The sequence below is a fragment of the Microbacterium sp. I2 genome (genome assembly GCF_051364985.1).
In the GTDB taxonomy this organism is placed as follows: Bacteria; Actinomycetota; Actinomycetes; order Actinomycetales; family Microbacteriaceae; genus Microbacterium.
In genome coordinates this window covers 302,040-325,427 of sequence record NZ_JBLWIH010000007.1, presented here as the reverse complement: position 1 = coordinate 325,427, position 23,388 = coordinate 302,040, and the positions used below count along the sequence as shown (strand labels likewise).

At 69.9% G+C, this 23,388-nt stretch carries 23 protein-coding genes and 1 tRNA gene; 16 read left to right on the top strand and 8 right to left on the bottom strand.

Features of this window, described 5'->3' with window-relative positions; all coding sequences use genetic code 11:
• Positions 1 to 35: 35 nt before the first annotated feature.
• Together ACLKM7_RS06625 and ACLKM7_RS06620 are read right to left on the bottom strand one after the other, a co-directional pair.
• Positions 36 to 680: a response regulator gene (locus tag ACLKM7_RS06625; RefSeq protein ID WP_436446353.1), complete on the bottom strand. Its 645-nt coding sequence runs from the start codon at positions 678 to 680 to the stop codon at positions 36 to 38.
• Positions 677 to 1,903, bottom strand: coding sequence for a sensor histidine kinase (locus ACLKM7_RS06620; RefSeq protein ID WP_436446352.1), 1,227 nt, complete (start codon positions 1,901 to 1,903; stop codon positions 677 to 679). Before ACLKM7_RS06620 ends, ACLKM7_RS06625 begins: the two co-directional genes overlap by 4 nt.
• A gap of 117 nt (positions 1,904 to 2,020) precedes the next feature.
• On the opposite strand from ACLKM7_RS06620, the gene ACLKM7_RS06615 reads away from it, so the two are divergent.
• From ACLKM7_RS06615 to ACLKM7_RS06595, 5 genes are all read left to right on the top strand, one after another.
• On the top strand, positions 2,021 to 2,908 hold the full coding sequence (locus ACLKM7_RS06615; RefSeq protein ID WP_436446351.1) for a GAP family protein: 888 nt from the start codon (positions 2,021 to 2,023) through the stop codon (positions 2,906 to 2,908).
• Positions 2,909 to 2,989: 81 nt separating this feature from the next.
• Complete coding sequence (gene nucS, locus ACLKM7_RS06610; protein ID WP_168913346.1) at positions 2,990 to 3,685, top strand: endonuclease NucS; 696 nt, start codon at positions 2,990 to 2,992, stop codon at positions 3,683 to 3,685.
• Between the two features lie 148 nt (positions 3,686 to 3,833).
• The gene (locus ACLKM7_RS06605) at positions 3,834 to 4,529 is read left to right on the top strand and encodes an HAD hydrolase-like protein (RefSeq protein ID WP_436446350.1); all 696 of its coding nucleotides are present in this window, start codon (positions 3,834 to 3,836) and stop codon (positions 4,527 to 4,529) included.
• On the top strand, positions 4,522 to 5,772 hold the full coding sequence (locus ACLKM7_RS06600; protein ID WP_436446349.1) for a hypothetical protein: 1,251 nt from the start codon (positions 4,522 to 4,524) through the stop codon (positions 5,770 to 5,772). The genes ACLKM7_RS06605 and ACLKM7_RS06600 overlap by 8 nt, the downstream gene beginning before the upstream one ends.
• A 26-nt stretch (positions 5,773 to 5,798) precedes the next feature.
• Entirely contained in the window at positions 5,799 to 7,874 is a 2,076-nt protein-coding gene (locus ACLKM7_RS06595; protein ID WP_436446348.1) for a bifunctional lysylphosphatidylglycerol flippase/synthetase MprF, read from the top strand.
• 78 nt (positions 7,875 to 7,952) lie between these two features.
• Here ACLKM7_RS06595 and ACLKM7_RS06590 read toward each other — a convergent pair whose 3' ends face one another.
• Entirely contained in the window at positions 7,953 to 8,159 is a 207-nt protein-coding gene (locus tag ACLKM7_RS06590; RefSeq protein WP_168913342.1) for a cold-shock protein, read from the bottom strand.
• 348 nt (positions 8,160 to 8,507) lie between these two features.
• Between ACLKM7_RS06590 and ACLKM7_RS06585 the strand changes: the two genes are divergently transcribed.
• Together ACLKM7_RS06585 and ACLKM7_RS06580 are read left to right on the top strand one after the other, a co-directional pair.
• Positions 8,508 to 9,146 carry a GntR family transcriptional regulator gene (locus tag ACLKM7_RS06585; RefSeq protein WP_436446347.1) on the top strand — a complete coding sequence of 213 codons (639 nt, stop codon included), beginning with the start codon at positions 8,508 to 8,510 and terminating at the stop codon, positions 9,144 to 9,146.
• A gap of 43 nt (positions 9,147 to 9,189) precedes the next feature.
• Positions 9,190 to 9,681, top strand: a complete 492-nt coding sequence (locus ACLKM7_RS06580; RefSeq protein WP_436446346.1) for a GNAT family N-acetyltransferase — start codon at positions 9,190 to 9,192, stop codon at positions 9,679 to 9,681.
• 60 nt (positions 9,682 to 9,741) lie between these two features.
• Here ACLKM7_RS06580 and ACLKM7_RS06575 read toward each other — a convergent pair.
• Positions 9,742 to 9,825 (bottom strand) — tRNA-Leu (locus ACLKM7_RS06575).
• A 182-nt stretch (positions 9,826 to 10,007) separates the two neighbouring features.
• On the opposite strand from ACLKM7_RS06575, the gene ACLKM7_RS06570 reads away from it, so the two are divergent.
• The 8 genes from ACLKM7_RS06570 (at position 10,008) to pknB (ending at position 20,449) form a co-directional block, all read left to right on the top strand.
• Positions 10,008 to 11,336, top strand: a complete 1,329-nt coding sequence (locus ACLKM7_RS06570) for an alpha/beta fold hydrolase (protein WP_436446345.1) — start codon at positions 10,008 to 10,010, stop codon at positions 11,334 to 11,336.
• Positions 11,337 to 11,460: 124 nt separating this feature from the next.
• Positions 11,461 to 12,204, top strand: a complete 744-nt coding sequence (locus ACLKM7_RS06565; protein WP_436446344.1) for an FhaA domain-containing protein — start codon at positions 11,461 to 11,463, stop codon at positions 12,202 to 12,204.
• Complete coding sequence (locus ACLKM7_RS06560; RefSeq protein ID WP_436446343.1) at positions 12,201 to 12,746, top strand: FHA domain-containing protein FhaB/FipA; 546 nt, start codon at positions 12,201 to 12,203, stop codon at positions 12,744 to 12,746. Before ACLKM7_RS06565 ends, ACLKM7_RS06560 begins: the two co-directional genes overlap by 4 nt.
• A gap of 19 nt (positions 12,747 to 12,765) precedes the next feature.
• Complete coding sequence (locus ACLKM7_RS06555; protein WP_436446342.1) at positions 12,766 to 14,004, top strand: PP2C family protein-serine/threonine phosphatase; 1,239 nt, start codon at positions 12,766 to 12,768, stop codon at positions 14,002 to 14,004.
• Positions 14,001 to 15,398 (top strand): FtsW/RodA/SpoVE family cell cycle protein, encoded by a 1,398-nt coding sequence (locus tag ACLKM7_RS06550; RefSeq protein WP_436446341.1) that lies wholly within the window; start codon positions 14,001 to 14,003, stop codon positions 15,396 to 15,398. Before ACLKM7_RS06555 ends, ACLKM7_RS06550 begins: the two co-directional genes overlap by 4 nt.
• A 66-nt stretch (positions 15,399 to 15,464) precedes the next feature.
• Entirely contained in the window at positions 15,465 to 16,931 is a 1,467-nt protein-coding gene (locus tag ACLKM7_RS06545) for a peptidoglycan D,D-transpeptidase FtsI family protein (RefSeq protein WP_436446340.1), read from the top strand.
• Complete coding sequence (locus ACLKM7_RS06540) at positions 16,928 to 18,673, top strand: serine/threonine protein kinase (protein ID WP_436446339.1); 1,746 nt, start codon at positions 16,928 to 16,930, stop codon at positions 18,671 to 18,673. The genes ACLKM7_RS06545 and ACLKM7_RS06540 overlap by 4 nt, the downstream gene beginning before the upstream one ends.
• A gap of 81 nt (positions 18,674 to 18,754) precedes the next feature.
• Positions 18,755 to 20,449: a Stk1 family PASTA domain-containing Ser/Thr kinase gene (gene pknB / locus ACLKM7_RS06535; protein ID WP_436446338.1), complete on the top strand. Its 1,695-nt coding sequence runs from the start codon at positions 18,755 to 18,757 to the stop codon at positions 20,447 to 20,449.
• A gap of 3 nt (positions 20,450 to 20,452) precedes the next feature.
• Here pknB and ACLKM7_RS06530 read toward each other — a convergent pair whose 3' ends face one another.
• The 3 genes from ACLKM7_RS06530 to ACLKM7_RS06520 are packed head-to-tail and all read right to left on the bottom strand — an operon-like array spanning position 20,453 to position 22,032.
• Positions 20,453 to 21,082 carry an anthranilate synthase component II gene (locus ACLKM7_RS06530; RefSeq protein ID WP_436446337.1) on the bottom strand — a complete coding sequence of 210 codons (630 nt, stop codon included), beginning with the start codon at positions 21,080 to 21,082 and terminating at the stop codon, positions 20,453 to 20,455.
• Positions 21,083 to 21,100: 18 nt separating this feature from the next.
• Positions 21,101 to 21,256 carry a hypothetical protein gene (locus tag ACLKM7_RS06525; RefSeq protein WP_168913331.1) on the bottom strand — a complete coding sequence of 52 codons (156 nt, stop codon included), beginning with the start codon at positions 21,254 to 21,256 and terminating at the stop codon, positions 21,101 to 21,103.
• A complete protein-coding gene (locus ACLKM7_RS06520; protein WP_436446472.1) occupies positions 21,256 to 22,032 on the bottom strand; it encodes a class E sortase in 777 nt (258 codons plus the stop codon). The genes ACLKM7_RS06525 and ACLKM7_RS06520 overlap by 1 nt, the downstream gene beginning before the upstream one ends.
• A gap of 66 nt (positions 22,033 to 22,098) precedes the next feature.
• On the opposite strand from ACLKM7_RS06520, the gene ACLKM7_RS06515 reads away from it, so the two are divergent.
• Positions 22,099 to 22,338, top strand: coding sequence for a cell division protein CrgA (locus ACLKM7_RS06515; protein WP_168913330.1), 240 nt, complete (start codon positions 22,099 to 22,101; stop codon positions 22,336 to 22,338).
• A gap of 137 nt (positions 22,339 to 22,475) precedes the next feature.
• On the opposite strand, the gene ACLKM7_RS06510 is transcribed toward ACLKM7_RS06515, so the two are convergent.
• Positions 22,476 to 23,366 (bottom strand): rhomboid family intramembrane serine protease, encoded by an 891-nt coding sequence (locus ACLKM7_RS06510; RefSeq protein WP_436446336.1) that lies wholly within the window; start codon positions 23,364 to 23,366, stop codon positions 22,476 to 22,478.
• Positions 23,367 to 23,388: the final 22 nt, after the last annotated feature.

The window sequence follows — 23,388 nt, the reverse complement described above, 5'->3', positions numbered from 1 at the left end:
CTCAGCGTACGGCCGGGCTCACCGTGCGGGCGAAGTCAGGCGTCGCCCGCGGCGAGCGCGACGGCGTGGGACCGGCTGCGGGCGCCGAGCTTGGCGAGCACGCTCGACACGTGCGTCTTGACCGTGGCGACCGAGATGCCGAGGTCGGCGGCGAGCTCGCCGTTGGAGCGACCCGCCCTCATGCCCTCGAGCACCTCGCGCTCGCGCTCGGTCAGTTGATCCAGGCCGCGCGTCGCCGGGCCGGGCGCGGGCCGGGCGTCTCTCGCGATGAGTGCGAGCGCGCGCCGGGTCACACCGGGATCGAGCACGCCCTCACCAGCGGCGACGCGTCGCACGGCGTCGACGAGGGTCGCGGCATCCGTCGTCTTCAACAGGAACCCGGCGGCCCCCGCCCGCAGCGCACCGTCGACGAGCTCGTCCTCGTCGAAGCTCGTCAGCACGAGCACCTCGGCCGAGCCGCTCGCGACGATCTCGCGGGTCGCGGCGATGCCGTCGACCCCCGGCATCCGCAGATCCATCAGGACGACATCCGGATGCAGCGCCGCGGCGTTGCGGATCGCCACCGCTCCGTCGGCGGCCTCGCCGACGACCTCGAGGCCGTGGGTCTCGAGCATGATCCGCAGACCCTCGCGGATCGCGGCGTGGTCATCGGCGAGGAGCACCCGCACCGATCCGGTCATGCCGGCACCTCCCGTGGGATCTCGGCCCGCACCGACCAGCCACCTGGCACCGGCCCGGCATGCAGGCGCCCGCCCAGGGCGCGCGCCCGTTCGGCGAGCAGCTCGAGGCCCCAGCCGCTGCCCACCAGCGCGGGCCGCTCGAGCGGTGCGCCGCCGCGCGAGTCGACGCGCACGCGCACGTCGGACTCGTCCGCGTCGAGCGCCACCGCGACGTCCGCACCGGCGGCATGCCGCAGGCAGTTGGCGAGCGACTCCTGCACGATGCGGGCGAGCGCCTGATCCACCAGCGCGGGCACGTCGCCGGCGATCGCATCGTCCAGCGTCACGTGCAGCCCATGGCGCCGAGCGTCCTCGACGAGTGCCGGCAGCGCGTCACGGCGCAGCGGAGCAGACAGCGCGTCGGCACCGCTGCGCAGGACCGCGATCATCGATCGCAGCGCGCGGTGCGCCTCGAGGCTCGAGTCGCGCACGGCGCGCAGGGCGGCGCGATCGGCGTCGGACGAGGTGCCCGAGCCGGATCCTTCGGCCACGCCCGGGGCCGAGAGCGCGGCCTCGGCGCGGATCGCCATCGCCGAGACGTGTCCGGCCACGAGGTCGTGCAGCTCCCGGGCCATGTCTTCGCGCTCTCGCCGCACGGCTTCGGCACGGTCGCGCTCGGCGAGGCGCTCGGCATCGAGGGCGCGCTGGCGGTGCAGCTCCACCAGTTCGTGCGCCTGGGCGACCGCCGTGGCGTACCAGTAGGCCGTGCCCAGCAGCGCACCGATCTGCAGCGCGACCACGACGGTGACCTGCAGGTCGCGAGACACGGCGAACGCCGACGCCGTCACGAGCGCCGTGGCGACGCCCACGCCGACGAGGATGCGGCGCCTCCGCGCCGGGGACGACACGCGCGTCGCCGCGTACAGCAGATCGAGCACGACGATGAAGGTGGTGATGCCGCCGACCGTCAGCACGTCGGCGACGCAAAGCACGACACCCGCGGCGAGCGCGGCGAAAGGGGCCCGCGCCCGCACCAGCGCGAGCGCCGAGGCCGGCAGCGCGAAGATCAGAGACCACCACGGCGACACCGGCTCGGGCAGCAGCGAGAACATCGACCACAGGCCTACGAGCCCGACGGCGGCGATGAGCACCGAGAGCGCCGCGTATGCGAGCGCGTCGGCCGGACCGCGGTGCGCGCGCACCCACGTCCGGACGGCGGCGAACGCGCCGGGGCTGGTTTCCACGACTTCATGCAACCACGCCGCCGGGGTCACGGCATCCGCCAAAGGAACGAGGCAGCGCGGCCACGCCTCCCTCCTCTTGCCGATGTGCGTGCGCCGCGCCCGCGTGAGGCTCGGGTCATGGACCTGATCGCCGACGCCCCGCTCGCCCTCACGCTCGTCGTCCTCGCGCTGCTGGACGGCCTCAGCATCGGCACGCTGCTGATCCCGGTGTTCCTGCTGCTCGCACCCGGCCGCGTGCGGGCGGGTCGCGTGATGCTGTACCTCGTGACCATCGCGACGTTCTACCTCGCCGTGGGGGTGCTCTTCACTCTCGGCCTGGTGAACCTCGTCGATGTCGCGCAGGGCTTCCTGTCGTCGCCGGCCGGGCAGGTCACGCGTCTCGTGGCGGGCGCCGCGCTGCTGCTGACCGGGATCCTCATGGGCACCGGATCCAAGAAGCGGGCGGATGCCGCGGCCTCGGCATCCGCCACGGGTCCGAGCTCTCACGCCTCAGGCGCTCAGGGCCCGGGCGCATCGCCCTCGTGGGCGATGAACTCCCTCGCCGCCCCGCCCCCGATCACGCCGCCCGCCGCTCCGGCGGCCTCTGCATCCGCTGACCCGGCGCCGTCGCGCATCACGCGCTGGCGCGACCGGCTGCTCTCGCCGCAGGCCTCGCGAGGTGCGGTCATGGCGGTCGCGGTCGCCGCAGGGCTCGTCGAGGTCGCGACGATGCTGCCGTACCTCGTGGCGATGGGAATGCTGGCCGAAGCGCCCCTCGCGATGCCGCTGCGGTTCGGGGCGCTGGCGGCGTACTGCGCCGTGATGATCCTGCCCGCGATCGTGCTGCTCGTGCTGCGCATCGTCGCCGCCCCGCTCGTGGAGCGTCCGCTGGCCAGGCTCGCCGCGTGGATGGAGCGGACCGGCCGCGAGAACACCGCGTGGATCATCGGCATCGTCGGGTTCCTCATCGCGCGAGGCGCGGCGACGGAGCTCGGACTGTTCGAGATGATCGACCGCCTCGGGTAGGGCGTGCGGATCCGGCGAGGAGCCCTCGGCTCCGGCATCCGTGCGCGCCACCGGTCTCCGCGCACGTCGTAGGCTCGTCGGGTGCGTCTCGTCATCGCCCGCTGCTCGGTGGACTACACCGGCCGGCTCAACGCCCACCTGCCCCTGGCGACCAGGCTGCTGGTGCACAAGGGTGACGGCAGCCTGCTGGTGCACTCGGACGGCGGCTCGTACAAGCCGCTCAACTGGATGAGTCCGCCGTGCCGGCTGGATGTCGAGATCCCGGATGCCGAGTCCGCCGCCGCCGGCGTGCTCGAGCACTGGCGGGTCACGCATGCCAAGTCCGGCGATGCCCTGCTCGTGCGCATCTACGAGGTCCTGCACGATTCGTCGCATGAGCTCGGGCTGGATCCCGGGCTCCAGAAGGACGGCGTCGAGGCCGACCTGCAGCGCCTGCTCGCCGAGCAGGTGGACGTCATCGGCGACGGGCTGACGCTGGTGCGCCGCGAGTATCCGACGGCGATCGGACCCGTCGACCTGCTGCTGCGCGACCCCGCGGGCGGCACGATCGCCGTCGAGGTCAAGCGCCGCGGCGACATCGACGGCGTCGAGCAGCTCACCCGCTACCTCGAACTGCTCGGCCGCGACCCGCACCTCGCGCCGGTCACCGGCGTGTTCGCGGCCCAGGAGATCAAGCCGCAGGCCAAGGTGCTCGCCTCGGACCGCGGCATCCGGTGCGTCACCCTCGACTACGAGGGCATGAAGGGCGTCGAGTCCGGCGCCCCCCGCCTGTTCTGACTCTCCCTCTCGTCCGCGCGCCGCCGCGCGAACGGGCACACTCTCTGGTTGAGAAACCACGAACCGGTCGAGAAACCGCCCGGCGCATGGTTTCTGAACCTACGCATGGTTTCTCAACCTCAAGTCCGGCCCGAATAGGCTGGAGCGCATGCCGAGCCGATCTCCCTGGACCTGTGTGCTGTGGGATGTCGACGGCACCATCGTCGACGCGTCGGAGGGCATCCTCCGGCGCCTGACGATCGCGCTCGAGCACTTCGGCAGGCGCCCGCCGACGCGGGCCGAGCTCGTGCACTGGATCGGCCCGCCGATGTACGAGTCGTTCCAGGTGAACGTCGGCATGACCCCCGAGCAGGCCTCCGAGGCGGTCACGTTCTACCGCGGCCTCAACAGGTCCGAGGGATACGAGGCCGGCGCCAAGCTGTTCCCCGGCATGGGTGAGCTGATCCACGATGTCGCGGCCGCCGGCATCCCGCAGGCGACCGCGAGCTCCAAGCCCGAGGTGCAGGTGGCCGCCCTCATGGACTACTTCGAGCTGTCGACCTCTCTCACCGCGATCGTCGGCGCCACGGCCGACGAACGCACGCTCGCCGCCAAGTCCGACATCGTGGCCGAGTCGCTGCGGCGTCTGCAGGCCGCAGGGGTCGACACCAGCCGGCCCGTGCTCGTGGGGGACCGCCACCACGACGTCGAAGGTGGGGCTGCCCAGGGCGTGCCGGTGATCTTCGTGCGCTGGGGCTTCAGCTGGCCGCACGAGTCCGAAGGCGCCCAGGCCGTGGTCGACGATGTCGCCCAGCTGCGCTCGCTGCTGCTGTTCGATCGGCCGGCGGAGGGAACGGATGCCTGAGCTCGCGGCCACGATCCTGGGCTGGCTCGTGCCACCCCTGGTCGCGCTCGTCGTCGCGGGCCTGGCCATAGCGGTGCTCGTGTGGGCACTGCGCCGCGCCCGCCGTTCGCCCCGCGCCCGCGCCGCCGCCGAGCAGCTGCGGCTGAAGGCGGGTGCCTCACTCGTGCGGCTGGACGACGCGGTCGGCGAGCTCGAGCTCGAGGTGGGCCTGTCGGGAGCGCTGTACGGCGGCGGCGCGCCGGCGTCCTTGCGGCGAGCGCGCCTGACCGCGCAGCACGCGCGCGACGCCGCGTTCGAGGAGTACCGGGCCATCAGCATGCCGGGCATCCTGCCCGACGAGATCCGCCGAGTCGCCCAGCGCATCGACCGCACGGCGACCGAGGCGCTGGCCCGTATCGCGGCGGCCCGTGCCGAGCACGGCGCCTGGGTGCGCGCGAACGTGTCGGCCGCGACGCAGATCGAGGCCGCTCGGAATCGGCGCGCACAGTTGCGAGCGTCGATGGGGGATCCGGCAGCGCTCGTCGCCGAGCTCTCGGCGCGTTTCGACGAGACGGAGTGGCGGGAGGCCTCGCGCGCGGCCCATTCGGCGCTGGCCGAGGTCGCCGAGGCCGAGCGGCTGCTCGACTCCGCAGCGGAGCGTGCCGCCGATCCGTCCTTGAGCGCCCTGCCCGACCTCGCCGCCGCTGAGCGAGCCCTGCGCCAGGCCGAGATCGACTCGCGCATCCTCGAAGAGACGCACCGCCTCATCTTCCAGGCCGCACAGGCCGTGCCCGACGAGATCGCAGCTGCCCGTGCGGCGTTGCGCCAGGCGTCGGTCACTCGCGAGCACCTCGAGGTCGCCGACGCCGAGCGCCTGGGCACGGAGCTTCGCGCGATCGAGGCCGAGCTGACGAGGACCGAGACGGATGCCGCGCGCCGGCCGACCCGCGCGGTCGAATCCATCGCACGCCTGCGCAGCCGCCTGGACCTCGCCCTCGGAGACGCGCGCACGGCACAGCAGCGTCTGCGCGGCGCACGCACGGCACTGCCCGGGACGCTCGCGGCCGCACGCGGCGCGATCGCGCAGGCCGAAGCATCCGTCGCCCATGCCCGCGCCGGCGCCGATGCCCGCTCCCGCCTGCTGTCGGCGCAGCGCGAACTCGCGCAGGCCCGCCAGGCCGAGGACCCGGTCGCCGCACTCGACGCCGCCCGCCGCGCCATGCGCGACGCCGAGGACGCCCGCGCCCTCGCCACCCCGCTGTGACTCACGCCCGTCGCTAGGGTGAACGCATGAGCGACGACTCGCCTCGAACGCCGAACCCCGTTGTCGCCGTCGTGCGACGCATCCCCGCCACGCTCGCCATGGTGGTGCTCATCCTCATCGCGGGCGTCGTCTGGCAGGGGCTGTGGCGCCCGTTCGAAGAGACGGCCCTGTACGACACCGTGGCGTACGGGCTGCCCGCGCTCTCGGACGGGCGCTGGTGGACACCGATCACCGGGACCTTCTTCGTCAACCAGCCGTGGGTGTACGTGTTCACGATCACGGGCTTCTGGGGCATGGCGTACCTCGAGTACCGCCGGGGCTCGCTCGTCGCGCTCGCCTACTACTGGGTGGGTCAGCTGTTCGCGATCCTCGCGACCGCGCTGGTGCTGCTGCTGGTGTCTCAGCTGCCGTGGGAGTGGGCGCAGACCGAGGCGCTCGCCCTCGACGTCGGCGCGTCGGGCGGCACGATGGCCTGCATCGCCGCCGCCGTGGGGCTGTTCGTCGCCCCGTGGCGCGTGCGGGCGTGGCTGGTGCTGCTGGCCTTCGTGTTCGTCGCTATGTTGTTCTGGGGTTCGCTCGCCGACCTCGAGCACCTGCTGGCGGTGCTGCTGATCCTCTTCGTCGACCGCTCGCTGCGCATCCAGCGCACGACCGTGCGCGAACAGCGCTTCATCGCGTTCGTGTCGGTGATCGTGCTCGGCGTCATTCAGGTCGTGACGATCCTCGTGCCCACCGACGGCCCCTTCGGACCCACCGAGCCGGTGTCGGGCGGCTTCATCGACTTCGCGATCGATGCGATCGTGATCCTGTTGATCGCCAACGGCCTGCGTCGCGGCCGCCGCTGGGCTTGGGTGCTCGGCGTCATCCTCGCCGCGATCAACATCGCCGTGGCCGCCCTCGTGCTCGTCGTCATCATCATCACGAGCGAAGCGCAGCTCGAGGCGCGCATCGACGGCGAGACCGAGCTGGCGATGGCCAGCGGCGTGCTGTGGCTGCTGATGCTGATCTATCTCGTCTGGGTGCGGCGCGCGTTCCGCGCCCGGCGCAAGTCGACCATCGGGCTGGCACCGACGCCGACCGTCGAGGACGTCAAGCAGCTGCTTCGCGATGAGGGCGGCGGCACGCTGTCGTGGATGACCACGTGGGATGGCAACAGCTACGCCCGCACCGGCGGAGGAATCGTCGCCTACCAGCGACGCGCGGGGGTGGCCCTGGCCCTCGCGGACCCGATGGGCCCGCCGGCCACGCGCGCAGCTTCCGTCGACGAATTCATCCGCATGGCCGAGCACGCGGGGCTCGTGCCGTGCTTCTTCAGTGCCGACGACTCCACCCGCGCCGCGGTGCCTGCGACGTGGCGCAGCCTCGTGGTCGCCGATGACACCATCGTCGACCTGCCCGGACTGCAGTTCACGGGCAAGCAGTGGAACTCGGTTCGCTCATCGCTCAACCGCGCCGGGCGGGAGGAGATGACGTTCCGGATGACGCGGCTCACCGACGAGGCGTGGGGAGTGCAGCAGCAGCTGCGCGCCATCTCTGAGATGTGGGTGGGCGACAAGGGGCTGCCCGAGATGGGCTTCACCCTCGGCACGCTGGTCGAGGCGGAAGACCCGGAGGTGCGTCTGGCGCTGGCGGTCTCGCCCGAGGGGAACATCGACGGGTTCCTCTCGTGGCTGCCGGTCTACGGCGGCGACGGCACTGTCCGCGGGTGGACCCTCGACCTCATGCGTCGCCGCGAGGGCGGGTTCGCCCCGGTCATGGAGTTCCTGATCGGCTCGTCCGCAAAGCTCTTCTCCGAGGAGGGCGCGCAGGTCATGTCGCTGTCGGGCGCTCCGCTGGCGCACGAGTACCCGCCGGATGCCGGCCTCATCGCCACCCTGAGCGACAAGCTGGCCACCGCGCTCGAGCCGGTCTACGGATTCCAGTCGCTGCACCGGTTCAAGCAGAAGTTCCACCCGCGGTACGAGACGCTGTACCTGCTCTACCGGGACGAGAGCGACCTCACGCGCATCGGCGGCGCCCTGACGCGGGCATTCCTGCCCGACGCGACACTGCGTCAATTCGCCGGCGCCGGCCTCGAGCTCGTCCGCGGCGAACGCGATTGAGCCGCGGCATCCGCCCTGTCGACAGGCAGGAACGGATGCCGCGGCGAAGCGACCGCGCGAAGCGGTCGGCCGCTCAGCTCAGAGCGGGCGGATGTTCTCGGCCTGGAGGCCCTTCGGACCCTGCGCGACGTCGAATTCGACGCGCTGGTTCTCTTCGAGGGAGCGGTAACCGGTCGACTCGATGGCGCTGTAGTGCGCGAACACGTCCGCGCCGCCATCGTCAGGAGCGATGAAGCCGAATCCCTTCTCCGAGTTGAACCACTTGACGGTGCCTTGCGTACTCATTACTCGCCGTTCTTCGGGGAAATCCCGCCGCCGTTTGCGGCGATTGCCTCCAACGTAGTGAAGCGCGACGCTCGGCTGCGAGACCAATTGCTGATCAGTGACACAAATGTTGCACTCGCGAAAGGCGCGGCAGCCCATCGCACGCCCGGGCTGAGTGGAACTCGAAGCCCGGGCGTCGACGGATCCCCCCGGATAGGCCACGCCGTAGCGCGGACACCCACATCGTACCGATATATCGCGGGTCGGGCGATACCTCCGGACGCCATTCTTTCCGGCGGAATCGGCGATTCGAGGCCGCGAAAATCGGGTCTATGCAGGTGAATCTTCCGGCGTACACTGGTCGCACCCATGACTACGCCCCTCGCCCCGCTGGTCCCGCGTGGCGCCGTCCTCGGCGACGAGGTGTACGCGCGCCTGGGCGAGGCCATCCTCGACGGACGCCTGCCCCCGGGGGAGCGGCTGCGCGATCACGAACTGGCCGACTGGCTGGGAGTCTCGCGGACTCCGGTACGCGAAGCGCTGCAGCGGCTGGAGCGGGTCGGACTCGTCGAGGTGTCGCCGAACCGCTACACCCGCGTCTCACAGCCGAACGACAAGGTCGAGGCCGACACCTTCGAGCTCGTCGCGTACAACATGGGCATCGCCGTGCGGATGGCGACCGCGCGGTGCTCCGACGAGACATTGGCCAGCGCCCTCGAACGTCTCGACGAACTCATCGAAGCCTCGCGAGCAGACGAACCCGCCGAGCTGGCACACACGAGCCATGTCTTCTTCCGCGAGGTGACCCGGGCGACCGGCAATCTGGCGTTGATCCAGTTCATCCGCGAGTACGAGATCGCGATCCGCCGCAACCTCGCGTCGTGGCAGCCGTTCCTCGCGTGCCCGGTCGGACGCACGGCTGCCTACGAGCGATTCCGCGCCGCGTTCTCCCAGCGCGACGGCGCGCGTGCCGAAGAGGAACTGCGCGGCATCCACGGGTTCCGCTGATCCGCGCTTCTCGCGCAGAGCCCGCGTGGCTAGCGTGGTGGTCGTGAACCATATCGAGTTGCGGCCGCTCGACGACGACGATCTCGACGCCATCTTCGAGATGATGCGCGACCGCGAGGCGATCGCCATGGCCGCGTTCACGGCGGAGGATCCTGACGACCGCGCCGCCTTCGACGCCTGGATCGCCCGGCAGCGGACATCGGACGACGTGCTCAGCCTCGTCGTGACCGAGAACGGCGGCTTCGCCGGGACGGCGGCAGCGTTCACCGTGGACGGCGACCGTGAGGTCAGCTTCTGGATCGCCCGGCACGCGTGGGGGCGCGGCGTCGCGTCCGAGGCGCTGCGGCTGCTGATCTCGCGCGAAGCCACGCGTCCGCTCTTCGCCCGGGTCGCCGCGCACAACACCGGCTCTCGGGCCGTGCTCGAGCGCAACGGCTTCACGGAGGTCTCGCGCAACGTCGACTTCGCTCCGGGCCTGGGCCGGCAGACGGAAGAGATCGTCTACACCCTCGTGCCCGCGCTGGACGGGATCTGACCCGTCGTAGCAACGACGAAGGCTCCCGGTTCCCCGAGAGCCTTCGTCATGCACCTGCTGTGCGCGAGGGGGGAGTTGAACCCCCACGCCCTTTCGGGCACTGGCACCTGAAGCCAGCGCGTCTGCCTATTCCGCCACTCGCGCGAGTCGCGGCATCCGGAGATCCCGCAAAACTCAACTTCCCGAGGATATCACGCGTCCCGCCAGGCTCCGAACTGAGCGGGGTTGCTCTTGTCGAGACATTTATCTCAATTTGGTTGATATTTTGACGCAATCCGGGCAACCTACGAAGCGACAACGACGACGTTGGATGAGGAGCACCCAATATGCCCAGAACGCTCAAGACGACCCGGATCGTCATCGCCGCCGCTGCTGCCGTCGCCCTCGCGACGAGCGGTGCACCGGCCACCGCAGCCGAGGGGGAGCAGGTGATCGAAGGCCGGCTCGCGGACTCCACCGCCTACCGCTTCATCGTTCCCGCCGACTGGAACGGCACGGTCTTCGTGAACCTGGACTTCGCGGGCGGCCGGCCCTCGGGCGCGCAGCAGGAGCTGGTCGATCGCGGTTATGCCTACGGCGGAACGACGCGGAACGTGACCGGCTGGCGCCTCGGCGACGCCGTCGACAACCAGATCGAGGCCCTGGACGCCTTCACCGCCGCCGTGGGCGCGCCGGATCGAGCCATCGCGATGGGCAACTCGATGGGCGGCATGATCGCGGCGGCGACCGGTGAACTGCATCCGGATCGCATCGACGGCGTCCTCGCGGCGTGCGGCGGCCTGTCGGGCACCGTCTCGCAGTGGAACCAGAAGCTCGACACGGTGTTCGTGCTGGCACAGCTGCTCGACCCGTCCGGCCAGCTGCCGGTGGAGGACGTGCCGGCCGACATCGAGGGTGCCCGCAGCGCCTGGCTGACGGCGCTCGCGCAGGCGCAGCAGACGCCCGAAGGGCGCGCGCGCATCGCCCTCGCCGCGGCGATCGGCCAGCTGCCCGCGTGGTCGCAGCGGATCGCCGACCCCGACCCGCACGACCCGGACGCCTACCAGGCGGCGTGGTACGGCGCCCTCGCGGGCGACCCGCTGCCCTACATCGGCCAGGCGATGAGCAGCCGGCACACCAGCACGATCGTGTTCGGCGGCATGCCGTCGTGGAACACCGGCATCGACTATGCCGAGCAGCTTCGGAAGGCGTCACCCGAGTCACGGCGCGTCGTGGCGGAGCTCTATGCGGCGGCGGGACTCTCGCTCGACGCCGACCTCGCCACCGTGAACGCCGGCGAACGCGTCGAGGCCGACCCGGCGGCGGTGGAGCGGTTCGCCGCAAGCTACGAGTTCACCGGCGACATCTCGGTGCCGACCGTGACGCTCAACAACGTGGGCGACCAGATCTCGACCGTCGCGCAGCAGCAGGAGTACGAGGAGCGCGTGACGCACGCCGGCAACGCGTCGCTGCTGCGGCAGACGTACGTCGCCTCGGCGGGCCATTGCAACTTCACGGATGCCGAGACGCTCGCGGCCACGCAGGTGCTGCTTGATCGCCTCGACAGCGGCCACTGGCGCAGCGCGAACGCGACGCAGCTGAATCGCGCCGCCGAGGAGCTCGACATGGGCGAAGCGCGGTTCCTGGGCTTCCACCCCGACCGGTTCAACCGCTGAGCCGTCCGCGCCCGGTCCCCGCCTTCGCGAGGGCCGGGCGCAGGCTTTCTCGGATGGCGTTCATTACGGGTGCAGACTGTGCAATTAGCATGTACCAACCGGCACCCCCCGTCCGAGGAGCCCAGTGGGACTACTTGACAGCTTCGAGAAAGGTCTCGAACGCGCTGTGAACAGCGCGTTCGCCAAGACCTTCCGCAGTGGCATCCAGCCCGTGGAGATCGCTTCGGCACTCCGCAGCGAGCTCGACAAGAAGGCCGCCGTGGTCAGTCGTGACCGCATCCTCGCGCCCAACATGTTCGCCGTGCGACTGTCTCCGGCTGACGACGAGCGCATGTCCGGCCTCGGCGACGCGCTCGTCCACGAGCTCGACACCCTCGTCCACAAGCACGCCAAGGCGCAGGGGTATTCGTTCGCCGGTCCGGTCTCGATCACGCTGCGTCGCGACGAGGACGTGTCGACCGGCACGCTGCGCGTGGAGTCCAGCACCGCCCAGGGCGGACGTGTCTCGTGGCGGGGAGTGGTCGACGTCGAGGGTCGCCGCATCCCGCTGACGAAGTCCCGCACCGTCATCGGCCGTGGCAGCGACGCCGACATCACCGTGGCCGACACGGGAACCAGCCGCAAGCACGTCGAGATCCTGTGGGACGGCGAGCGCGCGATGGTCCGCGACATGAAGTCGACCAACGGCACGCTGCTCGGCGGGCGCAAGATCACCGAGGCCGCGCTGCCGCCCGACTCCACGATCCGCATCGGCCGCACCGACATCGTGTTCCGCGTCGTCGCGCAGGCCGCGCCGCCCAAGCCGCCGATGCCCGCCGACGAGGCCACCCGCATGTTCGATCTGCGCGAGGGGGGACCGCTGACATGAGCGAACTCACCCTCCTGCTGCTGCGCATCGGCTTCCTGGTGCTGCTGTGGGCGTTCGTCTTCGCCGTCGTCTACTCCCTGCGCGCCGATCTCTTCGGTGTGAAGGTGAGACGGATGCCGGAGCCCGTGGCCGCTGCTCCGGGAGCGCCGAGCGCGGCCCCAGGGGCGACGGGCGCTGCCGTGACCGCTCCCGTCGGTGCCGCGCCCGCGGCCGCTCGCGTCGCTGAGGCAGGAGGGCCGGCGACGACCGACGCGGTGTCGCGCATCGTGATCACGAGCGGACCGAAGACCGGTCTCGAACTGCCGCTCGGCGACGAGCCGCTCACCATCGGCCGCTCGAGCGAATCCGGCCTCGTCATCCGTGACGACTACACGTCGAGCCACCACGCGCGGCTGGTGCTGTGGGGCGACCAGTGGATGATCCAGGATCTCGACTCGACAAACGGCACGTGGCACGACGGCGCCCGCGTCACTGCGCCCATTCCGGTCAAGGTCGGTGCTCCGATCAAGGTCGGCGCGACGACCTTCGAACTGCGGAAGTAAGCGGGCGGACTCCCTTCGCATGGTCTTCCAAGGCTCGAGCGCCGCCATCTCGCACACCGGCAAGGTGCGCTCCAACAACCAGGATTCCGGCTATGCCGGCTCGAACCTGTTCGTCGTCGCCGACGGCATGGGGGGCCACGCCGGAGGTGACGTCGCCTCGAGCCTCGCCATCACGCGGCTGGAACGCCTCGACCGTCCCTACGAATCCACCGCCGCCGCAGAGAAGGCTCTTCGCGACGCGATCTCGGACACCGCCGTCGAGCTGATCGACACGGTGCACGTGCGGCCCGAGCTCGCCGGCATGGGCACGACGGTCAGCGCGCTGATCATGGTCGACGAGTACGCGGTCATCGCGCACATCGGGGATTCACGGATCTACCTCTTCCGCGACGGTGCCCTCACACAGATCACCACCGACCACACGTTCGTGCAGCGACTGGTCGACTCGGGGCGCATCACGCCCGAAGAGGCGCGGTACCACCCGCGGCGTTCGGTGCTCATGCGAGTGCTCGGCGACATGGATCCCGATCCCGAGCTCGACTCGTTCATCATGCCGACCCAGCCCGGCGACCGCTGGCTGCTCTGCTCGGACGGCCTGTCCGGCGTCGTCGACGACCCGCACACCGCGAAAGCCCTCGGCATGGGGCTCGCACCGGGCCGCACGGCCGACCACCTGCTCAAGCAGGCCCTCGACGGCGGCGCCCCCGACAACGTCACCATCGTGCTGGTCGACGTGGGCGGACAGCATCCCGTCTTCTCGGGCACGCCCACGATCGTGGGCTCGGCGTCCAACCCGGTCGGCGTAGAGGTGCCGGCCGCGCGCCCCGGCCGCACCAGCTGGCTTCACCCCAACCGGCAGGCGGCGAACGAGCCCACGCACTTCGAGCCGGCCGCGGAGTTCCTCGAGGAGCTCATCGAAGAGGACCGCCGGCGCGTGCGCCGCCGCCGGGTGGGCTGGATCGCGGGAGTCGTGCTCGTGCTCGCCCTCATCGCGGGGGCGATGTGGATCGGCTACCAGTGGACCCAGACGCGCTTCTTCGTGGGAGCCGACGACGACACCGTCGTGATCTACCAGGGCGTGCAGCAGAACATCGGCCCCATCGTCCTGTCCACGCCGTACGAGGACACGCAGATCCCACTGGACTCACTGTCGGACTTCGCGCGCGCGACTGTCGAGCAGACCATCTCGGCGAGCTCCCTCTCAGACGCACGGCGTATCGTCGCGAGCATCAGCGACACCGCGGAGGGAGGCGGATGAGCAGCGCACCGACCGGTCAGGCGACCGCCCCCGTGGCCACCGACACCGCCGTCGTGCGGGCGCTGCGGCGCATCCGCGTTCCGCAGACCCAGCGCAACCGCGAGCTGGGGCTGCTCCTGTTCGCCTTCGTGATCAACGGTTCCGCGATCGCGCTCGTGCAACTCGGCGCCATCGGCGCGATCGACTGGACGTTCCTGGTCTACTGCGGCGGGCTCACGGCGCTCGTCATCGCCCTGCACATCCTGCTCCGCCTTCGGGCGCGGGATGCCGATCCCTTCGTCGTGCCGATCGCCACGCTGCTGACCGGCATCGGTCTGGCGATGATCTACCGGCTCGACATCGCCGCGGACCGGCACGGGTGGGAGGCGTACTCGACCCGCCAGCTGGCGTGGGCGGCGATCGCGCTCCTCGCGGCCATCGCGGTGGTGCTGTTCCTGAAGAACTACCGCGTGCTCTTCCGGTACACCTACATCTTCGGCTTCATCGGCATCGTGCTGCTGGTGCTGCCGATCATCCCGGGCCTCAGTGCGGGCGGCAACGCCGACGTGTGGGTCGATCTGGGCTTCTTCACGTTCCAACCGGGAGAGCTGGCGAAGATCGCCCTCGCGATCTTCTTCGCCGGCTACCTCGTGCGCACGCGCGAGAGCCTGACCTCGACGGGCACCCGCTTCCTCGGCATGACGTGGCCGCGCGCCCGCGAGCTGGGTCCGCTGCTGGTGATCTGGCTCGTCTCGCTCGGGATCATCGTGATGCAGCGAGACCTCGGCACCGGCGTGATGATCTTCGGCATGTTCGTCGCGATGCTCTACGTCGCGACCGGCAAGACCAGCTGGGTGCTCATCGGCGTGGTGCTCGCCGTGTCCGGCGCCTTCCTCGCGTCGCGCATCCTGCCCTACGTCGGCGCCCGGTTCACCAACTGGCTCGATGCATTCAACCCCGAGCGCATGGACAACGAGAGCTATCAGCTCGTCAACGGGTTGTTCGGCATGGCGCACGGCGGACTCATCGGCACCGGCCTCGGCCAGGGACGCCCTTACATCACGCCGGTGTCCGAGAGCGACTACATCCTCCCCGCGCTGGGTGAGGAGCTCGGCCTGATCGGCGTGTTCGCGATCCTGGCGCTCTACATGGTGTTCACGAGCCGCGGTATCCGCATCGGCCTGGCCGGTCAGGACGACTTCGGCAAGCTGCTCGCGACCGGCCTGTCGTTCACGATCGCGCTGCAGGTCTTCATCATGGTCGGCGGCGTGACCCGCATCATCCCGCTCACCGGTCTGACGACGCCCTTCCTCGCCGCCGGCGGATCGTCGCTGGTGGCGAACTGGATCATCGTCGCGCTGTTGCTGAGGATCTCGGATGCCGTCCGCAGCCGTCCCCGGGTGGTGATCGGCTGACATGACCAACGAGCACACCCTCAAGAGCGTGAGCCTGCGAACGCGTATCGCCCGAAGGGGGCGATCATGACAAAAGAACTGAGACGCCTCAGCATCCTGATGCTCGTCATGTTCCTCGCTCTGTTCGCCTCGACGAGCTGGATCCAGGTCGTGCAGGCCGACGCACTCGGCTCGAACCCGGCCAACAAGCGCACGCTGTACGACTCGTTCGAGGTGCAGCGGGGATCCATCATCGCCAGCGGCGCGGCCATCGCGTCGTCGGTCCCCTCGAACGACGTGTACAGCTGGCAGCGGGTGTACACGGATGCCGACATGTGGGCGCCGGTGACCGGCTACATCAATCCCGCCCTGGGCCCCGGTTCGGTGACCGGCATCGAGCAGGCGATGAACGCCGCGCTGAGCGGCACCGCCGGATCGCAGTTCCTGGCCCGCGTCGAGCGCATCTTCACGGGGCAGCCGCCGCGCGGCTCGAACGTCGTCCTGTCGCTGGATGCCCAGGTGCAGCGCGCCGCCTACGAGGCACTCGGCGACCTCCAGGGCGGCATCCTCGCCATCGAGCCTTCGACGGGACGCGTGCTGGCCATGGTGACGAGCCCCAGCTTCGACACCAACCTGCTGGCCTCGCACATCCCCTCCGAGGTCAACGCGGCCCATGACGCGCTCGTCGCGGATCCCGGCAAGCCGCTGTCGAACCGTGCCATCGCCGGCGACCTGAACCCACCGGGCTCGACGTTCAAGCTCGTCGTGGCGTCGGCGGCCCTCGCGTCGGGCGAGTACACCCCGCAGTCGACGCTCCCGAACCCGGCTTCGTACCAGCTGCCTCAGTCGAGCAGCCTCGTGTTCAACGCCAGCGGCGGCACGTGCGGTCCGGGCGAGACGGTCACGATCGCCGACGCGCTGCGCCTGAGCTGCAACATCCCGTTCGCCGAGCTGGCGGTCGAACTGGGCGACCAGGCGATCCGCGAAGAGGCGGAGAAGTACGGCTTCGACCGCTCCTTCGAGCTGCCGGTGCTCTCGACGGCGTCGAGCTACCCGCGCACCATCATGGACGACGCGCAGACCGCCCTCAGCGGGTTCGGTCAGGGGCAGGTCACGGCGACTCCGCTGCAGATGGCGATGGTGTCGGCCGGCATCGCCAACGGCGGCGTCGTGATGAACCCCCGCATGGTCGACCGCGTGATCGGACCTGACCTGTCGGTGCAGCAGACGTTCGACGACACCGAGTTCGGACGGGCACTCGACGAGGACATCGCGAACGAGCTCGTGTCGATGATGGTCGCCAATGTCAGTGACGGTGCGGCGTCGGGTGCAAGAATAGACGGGGTCGACGTGGCCGGAAAGACCGGTACCTCGGAGAACGGCCCCGGTGATCCGTATTCACTGTGGTTCACGGGGTTCGCGCCCGCGGAGAGCCCGCAGGTCGCCGTGGCCGTCGTCGTCGAAGACGGTGGCGGTCAAGGACAGTCGGGCAGCGGCAACACCATCGCCGCACCCATCGCGAAAAAGGTCATGGAGGCGGTGCTGGGCAGATGAGACCGACGCAAGGCGTGACCTTCGGCGGCCGTTACGAACTCGATTCGCGTATTGCGATCGGCGGCATGGGCGAAGTGTGGGAGGCGACCGACCACGTCATCGGACGCACCGTCGCCATCAAGATCCTCAAAGACGAGTACATGGGCGACCCGGGCTTCCTCGAGCGCTTCCGCGCCGAGGCCCGGCATGCGGCCCTGGTCAACCACGAGGGCATCGCGAGCGTGTTCGACTACGGCGAGGAGAACGGCAGCGCGTTCCTGGTCATGGAGCTCGTTCCGGGCGAAGCCCTCTCGACGATCCTCGAGCGCGACGGATCGCTCTCGACCGATAAGACGCTCGACATCGTCGCCCAGACCTCGCTCGCGCTGCAGGCCGCGCACGCCGCCGGACTGGTGCACCGCGACATCAAGCCCGGCAATCTGCTGATCACGCCGGACGGACGCGTCAAGATCACCGACTTCGGCATCGCGCGCATCGCCGACCAGGTGCCGCTGACGGCCACCGGGCAGGTGATGGGCACGGTGCAGTACCTGTCGCCCGAGCAGGCGTCAGGACACCCGGCATCGCCCGCGACCGACATCTACTCGCTGGGCATCGTCGCGTACGAGAGCCTCGCCGGCAAGCGCCCCTTCACGGGCGAGTCGCAGGTCGCGATCGCGATGGCGCAGATCAACGAGCAGCCGCCGCCGCTGCCGGCGACGGTTGCGGCGCCGGTGCAGAACCTCGTGATGGCGATGATCGCCAAGAAGCCCGAGGAGCGTCCCGCATCGGCTGCCGCCGTCGCGCGTGCCGCGACGGCGCTGCGCCGGGGGGATGTCGCTGCTGCCGTCGCCGCGGTGCCCGCGGTCGCCGGGGGTGTCGTCGCCACGGACGCCGCGACGCAGCTGCTGACCGCCGGTGGCGAGACGGGCGCTGCGACCGCCATCATGCCGGCTCCCGGCGAGCCTGGCGCCGAGGACGAGCAGCCCGCCGAGAAGAAGAAGCGCAGCCCGTGGACGTGGCCGCTCATCGCGCTCATCGCTCTGCTGCTGCTGGTGCTCGCGGGAACGATCTGGGCCGTGCTGGCGAACCAGGGCGACCCGAATCCGGGTCCGTCGACGCCGTCCAGCAGTGCGAGCCGTACGCCGTCGAACACCCCCACGCCCACGCCCCCGGAGGAGCGGGTCGACGTGAACTCGCTGGGGCTCGAGGGAATGACGTGCGACGAGGCGCGGAGTGTGCTCGAGACGAACGATCTCGTCGCCACGTGCACCGCCGGCAACGCCGCCCCGACGGCGGACCAGGAGGGCGTCGTGTACAGCGTCGACCCGACCGGGCGCGTCGAGGCGGGCACCACCATCACGCTCACGACGTACGGGCCGCAGGTCGCCATGCCGGTCCCCGGCAACCCGACGCTGGGCGCGGCGACGGTCGCCCCGGGCGGCACGATCGGCGTCAGCTGGCCGGGCTACACCTGCCCTCCGGGCGAGGGATCGCCGAGCGCCTACAACTTCACGACGTCGGTCGGCACCTTCCCGAACGGCCAGTCGAGCTCGGCGTTCGGCGCGTCGGAGCGCAACTCTCAGATCACCGTGCCCGTGAACGTCACGAGCGGGACCGTCATCGTGACATACACGGTGACGTGCACGGGCGGTCCCTCCGCCGAGCGTCAATCCGGTCCGTCGGGTGAAGCCACCGCCACGATCCAGATCATTCCGACGCCAGGCCCGACCGGCGAAGGCGACGACGAGACCGAAGGCTGACTTCCGGAGTGCGGGCCGCGCGGACGCGTGGCCCGCACCCGCTCGGATAGTCTGGCTGGTGTTCCACGCAGGGGAGTGACCGTGACAGCTGAGCCGCGCGTGCTTTCGGGACGCTATCGCGTCGACGAGGCCATCGGTCGGGGCGGCATGGCCAGCGTCTACCGCGGGTACGACGTCACCCTCGGTCGCGAAGTGGCGATCAAGATCCTCGATCGCGAGCTCGCCGACGACAACGCCTTCCGCACGCGGTTCCGCCTCGAGGCCCAGGCCGCCTCGCGAATGGCCCACCCGACGATCGTGCGCGTGTACGACGCGGGGGAGGACTCCCTGACCGGTCCCGACGGCGTGGTGCGCCCCGTGCCGTTCATCGTCATGGAGCTCGTCAAGGGGCACCTGCTCAAAGACATCATCTCGGCAGGCCCCGTCCCGGTGACGGATGCCGTCCGCTACGTCGACGGCATCCTCGAGGCTCTCGAGTACTCGCATCGCGCCGGCGTCGTCCACCGCGACATCAAGCCGGGCAACGTCATGGTCACCGACGCGGGCCAAGTGAAGGTCATGGACTTCGGCATCGCCCGCGCCGTGTCCGACAGCTCCTCGACGGTGGCCGAGACGACGCAGATCCTCGGCACCGCCGCATACTTCTCGCCCGAGCAGGCCAAGGGCGAACCGGTCGATGCGCGCGCCGACCTGTACTCGACGGGTGTCGTGCTGTACGAGCTGCTCACCGGCCGGCAGCCGTTCCGCGGCGAGTCGCCGGTGGCCGTGGCGTACCAGCACGTCAGCGAGGCCCCGGTGCCGCCGTCAGAGGTCAACGAGACGGTGCCGCGCGCGCTCGACACGGTCGCGCTGCGCGCCCTCGCCAAGGACCCGTTCCAGCGCTACCAGGACGCCGCCGGCTTCCGCGAGGCACTGGACGCGACGGTGGACGGCCGCCAGCCGTCCAAGCGCCAGGTGGGCGCGCTCACGAGCGAGCTCTACGGTCCCAACCCGAAGCAGGCGGCCGAGACGGCTCGCTCGCTGCGGCAGTTGAGCACCGACACCACCATGAAGCGCACGCAGGCCGGGCCGCCGGTCGCGTGGATCTGGGCCGGCGTCGCGCTCCTGGCGGTGCTGCTCATCTCCCTCCTGTTCTGGGTGCTGACGATCCAGCCGGGCGACGATCTGCCGGCGAACGTGCGCATCGTGCCCGATGTGGCCGGCATGACTTACGAACGCGCCAACGAGGAGCTCGCCGAGCATGATCTGCTCGCGATCCAGGACGAAGAGGCCAGCACGGAGGTGGCGGAGGGAAATGTCATCCGCACCGATCCGGCCGCAGGGACGTCGGTGACCCCCGAGCAGGAGGTGCGCGTCTACGTCTCGACAGGGCAGGAGATGTCGACGGTCCCGCCCCTGGCAGGATTGCCGCAGGATGCCGCCGCCGCCGCCCTCGCAGAGGCGGGCCTCGCGCTCGGCACGATCACGCAGCGAAACGACCCCGGCCTTGCCGGCGGCACCGTGATCTCGGCCGACCAGACCGAAGGCGGGAACGTCCCCGCCGGCACGACCGTGAACCTCGTCGTCGCCTCGGGTCGCGTCACGATCTCTGACGTGCGCGGCTACACCGTCGAGGCCGCGACACGCGACCTCGAGGACGTCGAGCTGACCGTGCTCACGCAGGAGGATCCGAACTGCCCCGCCTCGTCGCCGCCCACCGTGTCGGCGCAATCGCTCGCGCCGGGCGATGTAGCGGTGCACTCCGAGATCACACTGACGTTCTGCTCCGGCACCTGATCGTCAACGGCGGGGACTGAGCTGCGCGCCGCGGGCCGCGGCATCCGGGAATCCCACCGTCGCGAGCCAATTGCCCAGCAGTCGATGGCCGCCCTCGGTGAGCACGCTCTCCGGATGGAACTGCACGCCCTGGATCGGTGACGTGCGGTGGGCGACGCCCATGATCACGCCACCCGCCGTGCGGCTGGTCACGACGAGCTCGCCCGGCAGGGTCTCGGGCACGATCGAGAGCGAGTGGTACCGCGTCGCCGTGAACGGGTCGGACAGTCCGGCGTACAGCGGCCCGCCGTCGTGGCTGACGAGCGACGTCATGCCGTGCATGAGCTCGGGAGCGTGATCGACGCGCGCACCGAAGGCCTCGGCGATGGCCTGGTGACCGAGACAGACGCCGAGCAGCGGGATACCTGACTCCGCGGCCGCGCGGACGACCGCGATCGACGCACCGGCGTCGGCGGGAGCGCCCGGTCCCGGCGAGACGAGCACGCCCGCGCGCCCCGCGATCGCAGCCGCGGCGTCATCGATGGCATCCGCCTCGACCATGTCGGTGTCGGCGCCCAGCTCATGGAGATAGCCCACGAGGGTGTGGACGAAGCTGTCGTGGTTGTCGACGACGAGGACCGGCGCGGGACTCATCGCCTCCCCGCCCGCCACCTACTCAACGGTCACTTCCTGCGGGTTGACGAACTGGCTCACCCACGGGAACGCGTAGAAGAAGAGCCCGTAGAGCACCGCCGCGACGACCACGAGGAGGATGATCACGCGCACCCACCAGGGCCCGGGAAGGATCCGCCACAGTCCTGCGTACATCAGGTCACCGCCTGGAGGGATGCCGGAGGGCCGGCGTCCATCGGAGTGAACGACTCGAACACGCCGTATCCCACGATCCGCTCAGCCAGTGAGTACATCGGGCTGCAGCTGGTCATCGTGATGTACGGCGTTCCTGCGGGAACATCCATCGCCTGAGGTACGGGCAGCAACACGTCGGTCTCTTTCGGCGTGACGTATTCGAGCGTGCGGAAACGGTACGTGTACCAGCCCACGCGGGTCTCGATCACGATCGCATCGCCCACATGGAGTTCTGCGATGCGATTGAAGGGTGCGCCAAAAGTGGTTCGATGTGCTGCCACGGCAAAATTGCCCGGCTCGCCCGGCATGCTGGTATCCGGATAATGCCCGATGTAGGTCTTGTCGAGTGTGCGGGCCCGAGAGACGCCACCCGCCATCTGGAACGCGTAGTCGCTGCCGAAGCGCGGAATCCTCATGAGTGCGAAGACCTCCGCATCGGCCGGCTCCGGGAGAATGACCGGTTCGACAGTCGCCGGGCCGGCCGGTTCCGGTTCACCGGTGGCAGCCGGTGCGGGCGGCTCGTACTCCTGAGCCCATTGCTGCGACAACTCTTCGCTCTCGGCTTTCGCCTGCGCTCCGTAGATCACGTCGCCCAGCCACAGCTGCCACGCCACATAGAGCAGCACAATCACGCCGGCGGTGATGAGCAGCTCGCCGAGCACTCCGATGACCGACGTTCGCCGGCGCGGGCGTCGCCGATTTCGGGTCCGGAGGTCCCCGCCCCCCGCGGTTGCCAAAGCTTCCTCCACAGGGGGAGTCTAGTCAGCGCATGCTGTGGCGCGGCTGGCAGTTAGACTCTTGGCATGGCACGACCCGGCAAAGACGACGACTCGCTCGTCGAGCGCGCAGAAGGCGAAGCTGCACCCAACCCGGTGTGGTTCAAGCCGATCATGATCGGCCTCATGCTGATCGGTCTGGTATGGATCCTCGTCTTCTACCTGAGCGGCATGCAGTACCCGATTCCCGGCATCGACGCCTGGAACCTCGTGATCGGCTTCGGCATCGCGTTCATCGGATTCCTGATGACGACGCGCTGGCGATAACCACTCCAGCTACGCGAAAGCCCCGGTCCTCGTGACCGGGGCTTTTGAGTTGTTAACAACTCTGTTAACACCTGTGAATTACACAGGTGTGATTCTCCCCACCTGTGGATGAACCTGTGGATAACTCCGCCGTTTCGTCACCCCAGCACGAGGTCCGGGGCGAAGACCGGCACGAACAGCAGGGCGATGAGCCCGGCGCCGACCGCGACGAGCAGCCAGATCTGCAGCGTGCGCTGCCGGGCCGCACGCGTGCGCGTGAAGATGAACGCGACCAGCAGGCCCACCACGAGTCCGCCGATGTGCGCCTGCCACGACACGTTGAATCCGGGGATGAATCCGATCACCAGGTTGATGCCGAGAACGATCGCGATGCCGGCGATGTTCGCGCCGAGGTGCCGGCCGATGATCAGCAGCGCCCCGAACAGCCCGAAGATCGCACCGGATGCCCCGACCACCGGCGTGCCGAATGACAGGAGCGTCACGGCGACCGACCCGCCCAGCGTGCTCAGCGCGTACAGGGTGATGAAGCGCCAGCGGCCGAGGAGCGGCTCGAGGCTGCGCCCGATCATCCACAGGGCGAGCATGTTCAGGCCGATGTGCCAGAACGAGGAGTGGACGAGGGCGCCGGTGAGCAGGCGCCACGGCTCGAACGATCCGCTGAGGTTCGGGTAGAGCAGGGGAGCCCAGAAGAGCAGCGCCTGCTTGACCGCATCGCCCACGCCGGGGATGAGACCCAGCAGGTACGCGAATGCCGTGATCCCGATGATCGTGTACGTGACGATCGGACGACCGTCGTTGACGGTCACCGCCCGAGGCCGCGACCACCGACGCTCCGCCTTGCGCTCCGCAGGCGACTGCGCTTGCTGCTGCTCACGCAGGCACTCCGGGCACACCACACCGACCGCCCCCTGCGTCTGGCACTCGGGGCAGATCGTGCGCAGGCACCGCTGGCAGAGCACGAAGCTCTGACGATCAGGATGCCGGTAGCAGAAGTTGTCGCGGTTGCGACGGAAGTCGTCGGTGGTCACGCGGCGAGGCTCGGGTCTCTGC

What these genes read in the sequence shown, in the direction of transcription:
- ACLKM7_RS06625 (WP_436446353.1), bottom strand. Translation starts at nt 680, where the DNA reads ATGACCGGATCGGTGCGGGTGCTCCTCGCCGATGACCACGCCGCGATC.
- ACLKM7_RS06615 (WP_436446351.1), top strand. Translation starts at nt 2,021, where the DNA reads ATGGACCTGATCGCCGACGCCCCGCTCGCCCTCACGCTCGTCGTCCTC.
- ACLKM7_RS06605 (WP_436446350.1), top strand. Translation starts at nt 3,834, where the DNA reads ATGCCGAGCCGATCTCCCTGGACCTGTGTGCTGTGGGATGTCGACGGC.
- ACLKM7_RS06600 (WP_436446349.1), top strand. Translation starts at nt 4,522, where the DNA reads ATGCCTGAGCTCGCGGCCACGATCCTGGGCTGGCTCGTGCCACCCCTG.
- ACLKM7_RS06595 (WP_436446348.1), top strand. Translation starts at nt 5,799, where the DNA reads ATGAGCGACGACTCGCCTCGAACGCCGAACCCCGTTGTCGCCGTCGTG.
- ACLKM7_RS06590 (WP_168913342.1), bottom strand. Translation starts at nt 8,159, where the DNA reads ATGAGTACGCAAGGCACCGTCAAGTGGTTCAACTCGGAGAAGGGATTC.
- ACLKM7_RS06585 (WP_436446347.1), top strand. Translation starts at nt 8,508, where the DNA reads ATGACTACGCCCCTCGCCCCGCTGGTCCCGCGTGGCGCCGTCCTCGGC.
- ACLKM7_RS06570 (WP_436446345.1), top strand. Translation starts at nt 10,008, where the DNA reads ATGCCCAGAACGCTCAAGACGACCCGGATCGTCATCGCCGCCGCTGCT.
- ACLKM7_RS06560 (WP_436446343.1), top strand. Translation starts at nt 12,201, where the DNA reads ATGAGCGAACTCACCCTCCTGCTGCTGCGCATCGGCTTCCTGGTGCTG.
- ACLKM7_RS06555 (WP_436446342.1), top strand. Translation starts at nt 12,766, where the DNA reads ATGGTCTTCCAAGGCTCGAGCGCCGCCATCTCGCACACCGGCAAGGTG.
- ACLKM7_RS06550 (WP_436446341.1), top strand. Translation starts at nt 14,001, where the DNA reads ATGAGCAGCGCACCGACCGGTCAGGCGACCGCCCCCGTGGCCACCGAC.
- ACLKM7_RS06545 (WP_436446340.1), top strand. Translation starts at nt 15,465, where the DNA reads ATGACAAAAGAACTGAGACGCCTCAGCATCCTGATGCTCGTCATGTTC.
- ACLKM7_RS06540 (WP_436446339.1), top strand. Translation starts at nt 16,928, where the DNA reads ATGAGACCGACGCAAGGCGTGACCTTCGGCGGCCGTTACGAACTCGAT.
- ACLKM7_RS06530 (WP_436446337.1), bottom strand. Translation starts at nt 21,082, where the DNA reads ATGAGTCCCGCGCCGGTCCTCGTCGTCGACAACCACGACAGCTTCGTC.
- ACLKM7_RS06525 (WP_168913331.1), bottom strand. Translation starts at nt 21,256, where the DNA reads ATGTACGCAGGACTGTGGCGGATCCTTCCCGGGCCCTGGTGGGTGCGC.
- ACLKM7_RS06515 (WP_168913330.1), top strand. Translation starts at nt 22,099, where the DNA reads ATGGCACGACCCGGCAAAGACGACGACTCGCTCGTCGAGCGCGCAGAA.